This is a genomic window from Mycobacteriales bacterium, from assembly GCA_035533475.1.
Taxonomy (GTDB): domain Bacteria; phylum Actinomycetota; class Actinomycetes; order DATLTS01; family DATLTS01; genus DATLTS01.
Map to the genome: position 1 here is coordinate 40,102 of DATLTS010000022.1, position 13,050 is coordinate 53,151.

Genomic DNA, 13,050 nt, shown 5'->3' on the forward strand with positions numbered 1-13,050 from the left:
AAGACCTTCACCGGAGGGCACATGAACCCCGTGTATGTGCATGGCACTGCGGTGCACAAGTCGTGGGCAGATGAGTCCGCGAGCCTCTCCGACCTGATTTACCGGGCGACGCAGGATGCGCTGACGGCGGCGGCCACAGATATAGACCAGATCGATTCGGTTGTTCTCTCGGCACACGACCTTGTCGATGGTCGATCGCTGTCGAGCATGGTGACCGCGCCGGCGGCCGGCGCCTATCTCAAGGACGAGGTCCGGCTCGGTGATGACGGAGCGATGGCCTTCGTCGTGGGCGCTGCTCGTATCCGGTGCGGGGAATCGCGGCGCTCGCTCATTGCCGCGTATGGACGTGCGAGCGAGGGTGACCAGGATCGAATCTCGAATGCACTCTTTGATCCGTTCTTCATGCGCCCACTCGCGCTGACCGAGCTCTCGGTGGCCGCGTTGCGGGCCGGAAGCGCGCTGGGCAACTATGCGGAGTACAGCATGTGGCGTGATCGTGCTTCGAGCCTTCGGGTTGCTCAAGCTGGTGGCCAGCCCGGCGCGCGGTCAGCTGCGCCATACCCGCTACTCGATGGGGAATTGCCCACCTGGTGCGACCTAGTGGCCGTCGCGGTACTTTCGGCAGACCCTGCCCCGGTGCGACTACGGGGGGTGGGAATGTCGACCGAGCCCTACCAAATCGGGGATCGCGACCTGCTCGCCCTTCCGGCACTTCGGCGGGCAAGCCGTCAAGCATTCGAAGCCGGCGAGCTAACCATCGAGGACGTGGACGTTCTCGAGGTCGACGGACTAACCTTGTTCGACGAGGCGCTGGCTCTCGAGGCCGTCGGAGCCGCAGCCACCGGCGCGGGCATGCGCGCGCTGGCCGAGCGTCGGGACGTGAACCCCGATGGCGGCTTCGCTGCTGGTTACTGCGCTCCCGCCATGGGCCTGGTTCGCATTTGCTCCGCGGCGACACGTCTCATGAGCTCAGGCGCGGTTGCGCTCGCGACGGGTAGTTCAGTCGTCGCGGCGCAGTCACAGACCGCCGTTGTTTTGGCGTCAGCGTGATGGCCCGGAAGACAACGCCTACCAGGCACCACCCACTCTCGAACGGAGCTGGTTGAAGTGACGAGCGGCACGCAAGATCAACCGGTGACCGGGCTGATGATCCCCGGACACTGGGATTTCCGGTACAACTACTTCGCCGGAGACGCCGCCAGCCGCTTCTTCCACGAGCTGGGGAATCGGCGCCTGATGGGCACGCGCTGCCCATCGTGTCAACGTGTACTTGTCCCAGCCCGCAGCTTTTGCGATGCGTGCTTCGTCGACACCACGGAATGGGTAGAAGTAGGCCAGCGGGGTCGCCTGGAAACTTTCACGATTCTCGCAACGAAATTCCCTGGACTTCCAGATCCACCGGTGGTTATCGGCTACGTCACGCCGGAAGGCGCCAGTACGGCCTTGCTCAACTTTGTCCTGGGCATAGATCTCGGCGATATCGATGCCGCAGCTGAGAAACTTCTGGGGCGGCCCTGGGTGAATGTTCGATTCCGCGATCAACTGGAAGGGAGAATCACCGACTTCTTCTTCGAGGTGGAGCAAGAGTGAACAGGCCAGCGGGTGCCGCGGCGATCGTGACTGGGGCGGCAGGTGGACTCGGGATGGCGATCGTGCGCCGTCTTGTCGAAGACGGGTTCGGGGTCTGCGCGGTGGATATCGATGAGCCAGGGTTGAGCCGCGTCGTCGAGCTCGCCCCATCCGGCGGCGTGTATCCGGTGACGGCGGACGTCACGGATGCTGCGGCGGTGGTGCGTGCCGTTCGCGAGACGGCTCGCTCTCTCGGACCGCCGCTGGTTCTCGTCAACAACGCAGGGATAACCGACAAGGCATCCAGGCTTCCCGCGTTGACAGACGAGCTGTGGCAGCAGGAGTTGGATGTTCACGCGACAGCCGCCTTCAGGTGGACGCGTGAGTGTTTTGCGGGCATGTGCGATGCGCGATGGGGTCGGATCGTCAACGTTTCCTCGGTCGCGGCCAGCCGGGGCGACTTTGCGCACGCCGCATACTCATCCGCGAAGGCGGCCCTGCTAGGCCTTACACGATCAACTGCTCTCGAGGGTGCCCGGTTCGGGGTGACCGCAAATTCTGTCCTCCCCGGAATGATCCGCACACCCGCATACGACCGCATCAGGCCCGACATCCGGTCGCGGGTCGAGGCACGTACCGCAATGAAACGCCCAGGTGAACCGGATGAGGTCGCGTCGGTCATCGCGTTCCTTGCTTCCGGGTCCGCTTCGTTCCTAACCGGGGAAGCGATCACGGTCGACGGGGGGCTGGGCCTTTTTGTTTTCTGACGTGATCTCTGAGCGCCGGTCCGGTTCAACCAGGGAGGCTTCCGCCCGTGAGTTTGCATGAGCTCGGCATTATTGGAGTCGGCCAGACGCCATACCGGCGTCGTCATGAAGCCTCGACCCCAGACTTGGTCCACCAGGCCGTTACCGAAGCGCTCCTCGACGCACGGATCGAGATGCGCGACGTCGATCTCGTTATTGGTGGTTTCGCGCCCGATGGACTAGCGGGTGAAAACTGTCCGGACAAGAGCTTTTTGCCAGCGGCGGGAGCCGTCGGACGCTGGAGCATGCGGATCAACACGGGCGGGACAACTGGAATAGCAGCCGCATATACCGCTATGGATCTGCTCGAGGGCGGCTTCGGGGATATCGCGTTGGCGGTCGGGGTCGAACGGATGGCACAGGCGGTCGACGTGCCGGCGGTGTTCAACTCCATCTTCGACCCGATCTACGAGCGAGACACCGGCTTGTCCACTATCTCGATGGGCGCGCTCCGGGCGTCGCGGATGATGATGCGTTGGGGGTACACCCAAGAGCAGTGGGCGCAGGTGGCGGTACGAAATTTCGAGCACGCAACTCGCAATCCATTGGCGCAGATCAACCGGCGAATCACCGTCGACGACGTGCTGGGTTCTCGACTGCTGTCCTGGCCGATCCGGCAGCTCGACGCCTGCCCTATCTCGGAAGGCGTCTGCGTGATCGTCTTGGCACGCTCGGAGGTTATCCAGGCAACGGGTCCTCCAGTTGCATGGGTACGCGGCCGAGGCTCGACCACGGATACCTACGCGATGGGGGATCGCTTCAACCGACCAGACGCTGACCTCGTGGACCTGCTCAGCCTGAGAACATCTGCTGCACGCGCCTTCGCGGCAGCCGGGATCAGCTCCGCCGCCCAGGCGGACGTGATCGAGATCCACGCGCCTTTCACCCATGCCGAGACCATGGCTTACGCACCACTGCGACTATGCGAGGCCAGCGAGGGCCCTGACCTGGTCGCCTCGGGCTTCGGAAGAGGTCCGACCGGCACCATCATCAACCCTTCAGGCGGTCCCCAAGCCGCGAACCCGGTCGGCGCCACCGCGCTAGTTCGGCTAGCCGAGTGCGCGCTTCAGGTGCGCGGAACAGCCGATGAGCGCCAAGTCGGCCCGGTCTCCATGGCGGTTGCCACCGGTCAAGGAGGTGCGAGTCAGTTCTCGACGTGCACGGTGCTGACGTCCACGTAACTCTGACCGCCGAGTGTCGGCGGGTGCATCAACGCTAGCGTTGACAGGCTCGCCCATCCGGCATTCAATATCTGGTGACGCGCTCGAGAGGATTTGCATGACCATCCTTCAGTCCCCACTCACCACGGCGACCGCGGTTTTCTCGGCATGGTTGGAGAGATTCGGTACCGCCCTCGAGGGCGGGGATACCGCGGGCGCCGGCAACTGTTTCGTTGCGGATGGGTACTGGCGCGACATCCTTGCCTTCACCTGGTCCTACCGAACCTTCGCTGGGCCGGCCGGGATCGCGCAGGCGCTCGGGAACGTCCTTGCCGATGTCCAGCCGCACTCGTTTCGCGTGTCACCTGACCGGCTTGCCCCAAGACGCATGCGCCGTTCGGCTCGCGAGGTCGTCGAGGGTTACTTCGACTTCGAAACGAAACTGGGCCGTGGGGCCGGCTTTGTGAGGCTCGTTCTCAACGAGACGACGCCGGAGGATTCCAAAGCCTGGCTATTCCTGACCACCATGCAGGAACTGCGTGGCCACGAAGAAGCCGTCGGTGATCATCGTCCAACCGGTGTCGAGCATTCGACGAACTTCGCAGGACCGAACTGGCTTGACCAGCGGATCGAGAGCAGCAAATTCAGTGATCGCGACCGTCCAGTCCTCATCGTCGGCGGCGGTCAGTCCGGCCTCGCACTCGGCGCAAGACTCCGTGCGTTCGGTGTTGATGCTCTGATCGTGGAAAAGAACGACCGCATCGGCGACAACTGGCGGAATCGGTACCATTCCCTTACTCTGCACAATGAAGTTTGGGCTAATGGCCTTCCATACATGCCGTTCCCTCCGACGTGGCCCACGTTCCTCCCGAAGGACAAGCTTGCCGGGTGGTTGGAGGGCTACGCGGAGGCCATGGAACTCAACGTATGGACCGGGACGGAACTGATAGGAGCCGCGTTCGATCAGGAAGCCCAGACCTGGACGGTCCAACTAAAGCAGTCCGACGGAGCGCAGCGAGAGCTACGCGTCCGGCATGTGGTGCTCGCGACCGGAGGGGTCAGCGGAGTACCCAATCTGCCCTCGCTGCCGGGCCTCGACATATTCGACGGCGAAGTCATCCATTCCGGCGGCTTCGGCAGCGGAATCCCGTACCAGGGCAAACGTGCGATCGTTATCGGCACTGGAAACAGTGGGCACGATGTTGCTCAGGACTTGCACGACAATGGCGCCGCCGACGTAACTATCGTCCAGCGCAGTCCGACCTGTGTCGTGAGTCTTGTACCTAGCGGGACCATGGTCTATGCCGTCTACTCGGAGGGCCCCGCGGAAGACATCGACCTGATCACCGCAGCGATCCCGTATCCGGTGCTGCAGGAGACCTATCAGTGGCTGACCAAGAAGACGTGCTCGCTCGACCGGGACCTTCTCGACAGACTTGAAGCCGTTGGGTTCGAGATCGACATGGGGCCGGACGACACAGGCTTCCATATGAAATACCTCCGGCAAGGTGGGGGGTATTACATCAACGTGGGTTGTTCCGACCTCATTGCCGAAGGCAAGGTCCACCTTCTCCACGCCCGAGATATCGCCGAGTTCACCCCCGGCGGATTGCGCCTCGCGGACGGCCGGATCATCGCTAGCGACCTTGTAGTGCTTGCCACTGGATACGAGAACCTACAAGAGGGCATACGTCGGATATTCGGTAGCGACGTAGCGGACAAGGTGGGCCCCGTGTGGGGTTTTGATAGCGACGGGTTCCTAAAGAACATGTGGACGCGGACCCCTCAGCCTTCCTTCTGGATCATGGGTGGTGCCCTCATGGAATGCCGCCTATGGTCCAGATTCCTTGCCCTGCAGATCAAGGCGGATCTAGAAGGGATCGCCACGACCCCCTGCTTGAATTAGGGAGAAGACCCCAGCCGCCTGAGGTCGAGCAGCAGGGGTCAACCGTGCGGTCGTAGGGCCTCTCCTAAAGCCTCGCGGGTTAGGCCCTCGCGCTTCACCCTCCAGCCATGCGCCTCCCGATCCCAAGTGGCGGGAGTCAGTCCCTCGGCGCGAAGCTTGTATTTCTCGACCTTCGCCGTCGGAGTGCGGGGCAGGTCGTCCACAATGTCGATATAGCGCGGGACCATGAAGTACGGCATTGTTGTTGAGCAGTGCTGCAGAAGCTCCTCCGGGGTCATGCTTTCCCCCTCACGGAGAATGACCAGCACCCGCACTTCGTCTTCACCGATCCCGGACGGAGCCGCCACGGCGACCGCCTCGGAAACAGCCGGATGCTGTGTCACGAGGGATTCCACCTCGAACGAGGAAATGTTTTCGCCGCGACGGCGCAGCGTGTCCGTCGCGCGGTCTTCGAAATAGAAGTGGCCGTCCGTGTCCACCCGACCGCGGTCCCCCGTGTGGAGCCACAGGTTCCGCCAAGCACGGATCGTTTGCTCCGGCATACCTACGTACCCAGACCCGACGAGGAACGGAAGCTTTGGGCGGACAACGAACTGCCCCGACTCGCCAGCTGGGACTTCGTTGTCGTAGTCATCGACCACTCGGACCTCGTAATACGGGCTGGCCCGGCCACAAGATCCGGCCCGGTAGGCGTCAGTCACCCCTCGCCAGATGGGCAGCCCCGCCTCGGTCGAGCCGTACACGGTCGTCACCCGGCAGCTAAATCGCTGCTCGAGCTCATCATGACTTTCCGCCGGATCGGGCACCGCATAGACGGTGCGAATCGAGGCTTTCGCGTCATCTTCTCGCGCGGGTTTTGAGAGCAGCATGTTGCATATACCACCGACTCCGACGAAGTTAGTGATCCCGTGGGCGCGCACTTCGTCGGCAAATGTCGAGATCGAGAGCCTCGGCGCCAAGCGCATCATTCCACCGCAAACAAGCGTGGCTATCGTGAGGAATTTCGCGCCCATATGGAAGAAGGGCATGAAGTTGAACACGACGTCGTCGCTCGCAAGCCCGTTGACCTCGGCGTACATGTAGCCATACGCGGCTAGATAATGGTGACTGAGGAGCACCCCTTTGGACGGTCCGGTGGTTCCTGACGTAAAAATGATGCCAGCGGTAGTGTGGTGCGCTGGCCGGCTCGAGGGGGCGAACGCGGGGCCGTCGCTCAGCAGCGAGGAGAAGTCGTGCCTGCGTAGCGAGCCGGCGCCGATCTCGGCCGGCCCCCTGACAACCAGCGTCTCGAGCATGGTGGCGTCGGCTTCTATGGCCGTTATCCTGCTGGCATATGCGGCATCAACGACGGCGACGGTCGCCCCACTTGTAGTGAGCTGATGCCGCAATAGGTCCCCGAGGTAGGCAGTGTTGATCGGAACTTCCACCGCGCCCAGCTTTGCCAGCGCGAACCACAGAGTCAGGTAATCCGGTGAGGTGTCCATGAGAACGGCGACGTGGGTGCCGGTCGAGATACCGAAGGCCTGCAGGTTCCCTGCCATACGATCGACGGCTTCGTCGAATGTGCCGAGCGCATAGCGCTCCTCGCCCCACGTGAAGAAAGTTCTAGCGGCATCCTCGGCGGCTCGCGATTCCAGCAACGCGACCATGCTGACGCTTTCGGGCGCCACGTCCCGCAGGTAAATCGTCGTCACGACCAACCTCCAGAAGGTCCCTTCGGCACCGCTAGCGGCCGATCAACCGTCGCTTCCATTGGCCGTGTCCTTGCCTTTTGGATCGCGGAAAGCGATAGATCCGGCATCCACCAGACGCGCAATCTCAGCAGCAGTCCGTCCGAGCTCACGTAGGATCTCCTCGGTATGTGCGCCCGACACAGGGGGCGGTGCGAGGCGAGCAGGAGGCCCGCCGTCGAATCGCGGAGCTACCGCCGGCTGAGTAACCCCACCGATATCGATGTGCAGACCCCGTGCGCGGTTATGGGGGTGTTCCCGAGCCTCAGCGAAGGTGAGGACGGGAGTCAGACAAGCATCGCTATCCGCGAAGCGCCGTTCCCAGTAAGCCCGGTCCTGGGTGGCGAAGATGCGCTCCAGCTCCGGCCCGAGTGCGCGGACGGTCGAAGGCTTATCTCGATCGTGAGTTGCTGGATCGAGATTCAGGCCTCTGAGAAGGGCCGCATAAAACTTGGGCTCCAGAGCTCCTACGGCGACGTATTGCCCGTCCCGTGTCTCGTACGTCCGGTACCACGGCAGGCTGCCATCGAACGCATTGGTGCCTCGCGCGCCCCAGTCACCGCTGGCGATCATTCCCCACGTCGCGGCGGTCAAGGAAGTCACGCCATCAATAATCGCCGCATCCACGATCCTGCCGCACCCGGACTGGCTCCGCTCAACTAGGGCCGCCAGGACCCCAAGCACCAGGAACAGGCCTCCGCCGGCATAATCTCCCAGCAGATTCAGGGGGACAGGGGGTGGCTGGGTGGGCACCCCCATCGCATGCAAGGCGCCGGTGAGACCCACGTAGTTGATGTCATGGCCGGCGGTTGCCGCGAGGGGGCCCTCCTGGCCCCATCCGGTCATCCGGGCGTAGATGAGCCGCGGATTCAGTCGGCGGTATCTGTCCGGACCAATGTCCAGGCGCTCGGCGACGCCCGGCCGCATGCCTTCTATCAGCACGTCGGACTCGGACACCAGGTCATCGAGTACTTTTCGTGCGGACTCCTGCGTCAAGTCCAGCCGGATACTGCGCTGACCACGACGGCGCGGATCCCGGTCAGGCGGTACAGAGGTCCACGACGGCACGGTCCGATCCACGACAATGACCTTGCACCCGAGATCAGCGAGCAACATGGCCGCATAGGGTCCGGGTCCGAGCGATGCCAGGTGCAGAACGCGGGTCCCAGCGAGCGGCGGGGGGGAAGAGGAGGCCTGCGGGCTCACGACGTGTCGCCGCTCCGATCGGCGAACGCGCGGAAGGCTTCCAGAGCCTCGGGGCGGCGGTAACTTGCTGCCGTCACCTCCGCCTCCCAGGCGAAAGCTTCGGCGAGCGGCAGATGTTGACCTTCGTAGACCAGCCGCTTCGTCATGGACACCGCCCATGGGTCGAAGCTGGCGATGGTCCGAGCCCAGTCCATCGCGGTCGGGATAACGCCGGAGTCTTCGACCACGGCCTGCACCAGCCCCATCGCAGCAGCTTCTTCCCCAGTGACGTACTTCGAAAGCAACAGGAGCTCGAGCGCCTTGCTCGCGCCGATCAGCCTCGACAGCCGCTGGCTCTGCTGCGCACCCTGAACCACATTGCGACGCAGCCCCGAGGGCCCCATTGTCGCGCCTCGCCCGGCAACCCGAAGGTCGCATGCGAGGGCGAGCGCGAAACCCCCGCCGACCGCGTACCCGGAGATTGCGGCAATGAACGGCTTCCAGATCGGCCATGGCCGAGGGACAGGCGGCGGTCCCGTCCCGTCGGGGCCAAAGGCATTTCCGGCGATATACCCATCGATCGAGCCGCCTGCCGAGAACGCCCCGGCACCCTCCCCGGTGATGACCGCGACGCGAATCTCGTCATCGTGTTCGACTCTGGAGTAGGCATCGGTCAGTTGCTCCCGCATCGCTGCGTCCACGGCGTTACGCTTTGCCGCATTGGCGAGCGTGATGGTGGCCACGTGATCAACCACGGCGAAGTCGATTCTGCCCATCAGCTCTCCTGACCGACCGGGGTCGGGGGGCTCGTGCGCTGGAGCTTGCTGTGCAACTGCACGCCAAGGATCAGTTCCGCGAGGGCGCCCGCGTCGATCAGGGCAGGAAGATCGACTCCGGTCGCGATCTCCATCCGTTGGAGGATGGCCACCAGATCCTCGGTGACAACATTGCCCCCCTCGCCGACGAAACCCTGATCGACGCTCGCGGGCTCGCCACCCACCCCTCCGAGACTCGCGTCGACGGTGCCAGCTCCGAAGGCGATGGCCGTGAGCGCATTGGCGATGCCGCAACCGCGGTTGTCATGGAAATGCGCCACAAACCGCAGGTCCGGCCATGTGGTCGTCGCCTCGTGAAACAGACTCGCCACAGATCTCGGATCGGCAACCCCTGTCGTGTCCCCGAGCATGATCCGACCTATCCCGATCGAACGACCCCACTCCACCAGGGACAGAACGACGTCGCGGTCCACGGCCCCTTCGATTGGACAGCCGAATGCCGTTGCCACTCCGAGCAATGGCTGGATCCCAGCGGCGTTCAGTGTATCGGCCATGCGCGCCACTTCGACTCGGTGAGCGGAATGGTCCTTGTGCAGGTTGACCAGATTATGGGACTCGCTCGCGGAAAAGGGTATGCCGCAGATATCTATCGGGCGCAACCGGTTGTGGGCATCGACTGCACGATCGGCCCCCCGGGCATTGGCGGCCAGCACCCGTACCCGGACGGGTTCAGCTATCGACGCCAGCACGTCTTCCGCATCCGCGAACTGTGGCGTCACCCGTGGCGATACGAGCGACGTCACATCGATCTCTCGCACCCCCGCGCGCACCACAGCCTCGAGAACCCTGAGCTTTTCACCGAGTGCCAACACCGTCGGCCATCCTTGAAGACCGTCCCGGAACCAGGTCTCGCAAACCTCCACCGCCATCGTTCTGCGCGTAGCCCGCGGCCAGTCACTTAGCACAGGTCGGCTGTCGTCCATTAGGTCTGGACGCTCCTTGGTTTCGAGCAGCGCTTCCACTTCCCTGAGCTAGCGTCCAAGGTTATCAACATGGGCGTTGACGGTCAACGCTTAGTCAACGCATACGTTGACGCGCTGCAAAGGGAAGGGTACGGTGGGTTGGGCTTCTAGACCGCTCCCTGGAGAGCTGTGTTCGATCTCGACTTAACCGATGCGCAGCGCGACCTGGTCTCCGCCGTAGAGTCGGCGTGCGGGGGCTTCGCCGACGACTACTGGACAGCGCACGATCAAGGCCACCTGTTCCCGCACGAGTTCTTTGCGGCCATGGTCGAGCTCGGCATCGTCGGCATGCTGGCTCAGCCGGAATACGGTGGGGGCGGCGGATCCATCGAGGATGCTGCCTTGGCGCTGCAGGCTATTGCGGCGAGCGGTGCCGGGATCAATGGGTGCTCCGCGATTCACCTGTCCATGTTCGGCTTCCATCCTGTTGTGCGTTGGGGAAGTCCCGCGCTTCAAAAGAAGTACCTCCCTCGGGTGGCAGCCGGAGAGATCCACGTCTCTTTCAGCATCACCGAACCAGATGCGGGTAGCGACACTGGGCGCATTTCGACCCGGGCGGAACGCACTACGGACGGCTGGCTGATTCGCGGCAGAAAGGTCTGGATGACGAAGGGGCTGGAGTCTTCGGCGGCCTTGGTGCTCGCGCGGACGAGCGGGATCGGTGAAACCCCACGGCCGATCGACGGGTTGTCACTGTTCGTCGTAGATCTTGATCCGAATTACGTGCAAATACGGCCTATCGACAAGATGGGTCGTAACGCCGTCGCGAGCTGCGAAGTTGTGTTCGACGGCCTCCCTGTTCCAAGTGAGAATCTTGTCGGTGAAGTCGGGAAGGGCTTCTACCATCTGCTCGACGGCCTTAACCCTGAACGTATCCTGGTCGCGGCAGAGGCCGTGGGCTTGGGCCGGGCGGCTCTCGCAAGAGCGAGCAGCTACGCGAGAGATCGGGTGGTCTTCAACCGTCCGATCGGGCAGAACCAGGGAATCCAGCATCCATTGGCCGATGCCCACATGCAACTGCTCTCGGCTGGGGCGATGGTCCGGGTGGCGGCGCGCCTCTATGACAAGGGGGCATCCTGTGCGGCCGAAGCAAATACCGCCAAGTTTCTGGCCGGACGGGCGGCGTTTTTTGCCTGTGATCGAGCCCTTCAGACCCACGGCGGCATGGGGTACGCCGTCGAATTCCAGGTAGAGCGCTTCTTTCGCGAGTCCCGCTTGCTGCGGATCGCCCCTGTCAGTGAGGAGCAGATTCTGAATTACATCGCTGAACGGGAGTTGAGACTGCCCAGATCCTACTGACCTCCATCATCTGCCCTCCCATCGGCACCATCGGTGTCTAGTCGGTCGTCAGACGTCTTGAGCAATACAGTCAACATGGCCTGCAGCATCTGCAGGCGACACTCGAGATTTTGGTGCAAGGTGGCCAGAGAAGGCAGCCCGAGCGAGCGCCACTGCTTGGGGCGAGGCTGCGGTCAGTTCTTCAAGCAATCGTTGCACGGCCTTTCCCAATTCGGCGTGCGGCGACACCTCTGTAACGAGCCCTGCGTGCAACGCCTCGTCCGCCCCAAGTCGCTTGCCCGTGAGCATCATCTGGAGCGCCATTTTTGCTGGGATTGAGTTGAGCAGCGGGATGGTGATCATGTACGGCCAAGGCCAACCCTCGCTTCCGGAAGGTTCCGAGCGGTTGATCGTGAGCCTTCCGGCAGATCCCTGACGGTTGGTGACGACAGCGTCCACTGCGCCGCCTCTCTGGAGACGGACCCTGCTACAGTCAGTTATCAACGTCCACGTTGACTAGTGACCTGTGATCGAGGCGGCCAGCAGTGAGCGTGCAGCGGGGGGATGAACTGTGGGCTCCGCCGGCGCAAAGACGGCGAGAGGCTCGGATCACAGACTTCATGCGGTGGCTCGCCGACCGACACGGCGTGCATACCGCGGAGTATGAGGATGTTTGGCGTTGGTCGGTCGGCGACCTCGAACAATTCTGGTCGTCATTCGCCGAGTGGGCTCGAGTACGGTGGCATACCGAACCCGGATCAGCGCTAACCGATCGAACGATGCCCGGCGCTCGATGGTTTCCCGGTGCTCGCCTGAACTATGCCGAGCATCTCCTCTTCCCCCCGGGTGCGGACGCCCCCGGCGACCTCGCGGTGATCTTTGCGCGCGAAGACGGCCTGAACCGGGAGCTATCACGGCGGGAGCTTCGCGATGAGGTGGCCGCGGTGGCGGGTTGGTTGCGAGCTCAGGGCGTATGCCCCGGAGACCGGGTCGCCGGGTTGCTACCCAACTGCCCGGAAGCCCTAATCGCCATGATCGCGACCACCGCCATAGGTGCCATCTGGTCATCGTGCTCCCCAGACTTCGGCCCGCGAGCGGTGGTCGACCGCTTCGCGCAGATCCAGCCAACGATCCTGATCGCCGTGGACGGGTACCGATACGGCGGCCGGTCATTCACGATCCTCGACCGGATCCAAGCGCTTTGCGACGAGCTGCCGTCGTTGCAGGCCACGGTACTGCTACCCTACCCGGACGCCAATGCGGCCCTGCCGGGCGCCACCACGTGGGCTGATTTGCTTACCTCGCCAGCCTCAATTGCTTTCGAATCGATGCCTTTTGACGCGCCCCTTTGGATCCTCTATTCCTCGGGGACCACCGGGCTTCCAAAGCCGATCGTGCACAGCCACGGCGGCATCCTCCTCGAGCACATGAAGCAACTCGCTCTGCACCTGGATATCGGGCCGACCGATCGCTTCTTGTAACTACTCAGCCGCCCGCTCAGGCGATGGCGGGGATCCAGGGCCCACTGTCGTGGAGCATGCGTAGGACGGCCAGAGCTGGTTGGCCTTGTTTGCGGGCGGTGTCGAGGTAGGAGCGCAGCCGGCAGAAGGCTTTCGCG

The 13,050-nt window shown here is 63.3% G+C and carries 12 protein-coding genes; 7 read left to right on the top strand and 5 right to left on the bottom strand.

Annotated elements, in window-relative coordinates:
• The first annotated feature begins 21 nt into the window (after positions 1–21).
• The 5 genes from VNG13_04745 (at position 22) to VNG13_04765 (ending at position 5,441) form a co-directional block, all read left to right on the top strand.
• Positions 22–1,050 (top strand): hypothetical protein, encoded by a 1,029-nt coding sequence (locus VNG13_04745; GenBank protein HVA59828.1) that lies wholly within the window; start codon positions 22–24, stop codon positions 1,048–1,050.
• A 57-nt stretch (positions 1,051–1,107) separates the two neighbouring features.
• A complete protein-coding gene (locus VNG13_04750) occupies positions 1,108–1,590 on the top strand; it encodes a zinc ribbon domain-containing protein (GenBank protein ID HVA59829.1) in 483 nt (160 codons plus the stop codon).
• 26 nt (positions 1,591–1,616) lie between these two features.
• On the top strand, positions 1,617–2,336 hold the full coding sequence (locus VNG13_04755; GenBank protein ID HVA59830.1) for an SDR family NAD(P)-dependent oxidoreductase: 720 nt from the start codon (positions 1,617–1,619) through the stop codon (positions 2,334–2,336).
• A gap of 47 nt (positions 2,337–2,383) precedes the next feature.
• Entirely contained in the window at positions 2,384–3,556 is a 1,173-nt protein-coding gene (locus tag VNG13_04760) for a thiolase family protein (protein HVA59831.1), read from the top strand.
• A gap of 97 nt (positions 3,557–3,653) precedes the next feature.
• Positions 3,654–5,441: an NAD(P)/FAD-dependent oxidoreductase gene (locus VNG13_04765; protein HVA59832.1), complete on the top strand. Its 1,788-nt coding sequence runs from the start codon at positions 3,654–3,656 to the stop codon at positions 5,439–5,441.
• 38 nt (positions 5,442–5,479) lie between these two features.
• On the opposite strand, the gene VNG13_04770 is transcribed toward VNG13_04765, so the two are convergent.
• The 4 genes from VNG13_04770 to VNG13_04785 are packed head-to-tail and all read right to left on the bottom strand — an operon-like array spanning position 5,480 to position 10,115.
• A complete protein-coding gene (locus VNG13_04770; protein ID HVA59833.1) occupies positions 5,480–7,135 on the bottom strand; it encodes an AMP-binding protein in 1,656 nt (551 codons plus the stop codon).
• 42 nt (positions 7,136–7,177) lie between these two features.
• The gene (locus tag VNG13_04775) at positions 7,178–8,377 is read right to left on the bottom strand and encodes a CaiB/BaiF CoA-transferase family protein (protein HVA59834.1); all 1,200 of its coding nucleotides are present in this window, start codon (positions 8,375–8,377) and stop codon (positions 7,178–7,180) included.
• Positions 8,374–9,132: an enoyl-CoA hydratase/isomerase family protein gene (locus tag VNG13_04780; GenBank protein ID HVA59835.1), complete on the bottom strand. Its 759-nt coding sequence runs from the start codon at positions 9,130–9,132 to the stop codon at positions 8,374–8,376. Before VNG13_04780 ends, VNG13_04775 begins: the two co-directional genes overlap by 4 nt.
• The gene (locus tag VNG13_04785) at positions 9,132–10,115 is read right to left on the bottom strand and encodes a hypothetical protein (GenBank protein ID HVA59836.1); all 984 of its coding nucleotides are present in this window, start codon (positions 10,113–10,115) and stop codon (positions 9,132–9,134) included. The genes VNG13_04780 and VNG13_04785 overlap by 1 nt, the downstream gene beginning before the upstream one ends.
• 168 nt (positions 10,116–10,283) lie before the next feature.
• Here VNG13_04785 and VNG13_04790 point away from each other — a divergent pair, with 168 nt between their 5' ends.
• Complete coding sequence (locus VNG13_04790) at positions 10,284–11,453, top strand: acyl-CoA dehydrogenase family protein (protein HVA59837.1); 1,170 nt, start codon at positions 10,284–10,286, stop codon at positions 11,451–11,453.
• Between the two features lie 48 nt (positions 11,454–11,501).
• Here the strand turns inward: VNG13_04790 and VNG13_04795 are convergent, their stop codons facing one another.
• A complete protein-coding gene (locus VNG13_04795; protein ID HVA59838.1) occupies positions 11,502–11,891 on the bottom strand; it encodes an enoyl-CoA hydratase-related protein in 390 nt (129 codons plus the stop codon).
• A gap of 161 nt (positions 11,892–12,052) precedes the next feature.
• Here VNG13_04795 and VNG13_04800 point away from each other — a divergent pair, with 161 nt between their 5' ends.
• Complete coding sequence (locus VNG13_04800) at positions 12,053–12,913, top strand: AMP-binding protein (GenBank protein ID HVA59839.1); 861 nt, start codon at positions 12,053–12,055, stop codon at positions 12,911–12,913.
• Positions 12,914–13,050 lie beyond the last annotated feature (137 nt).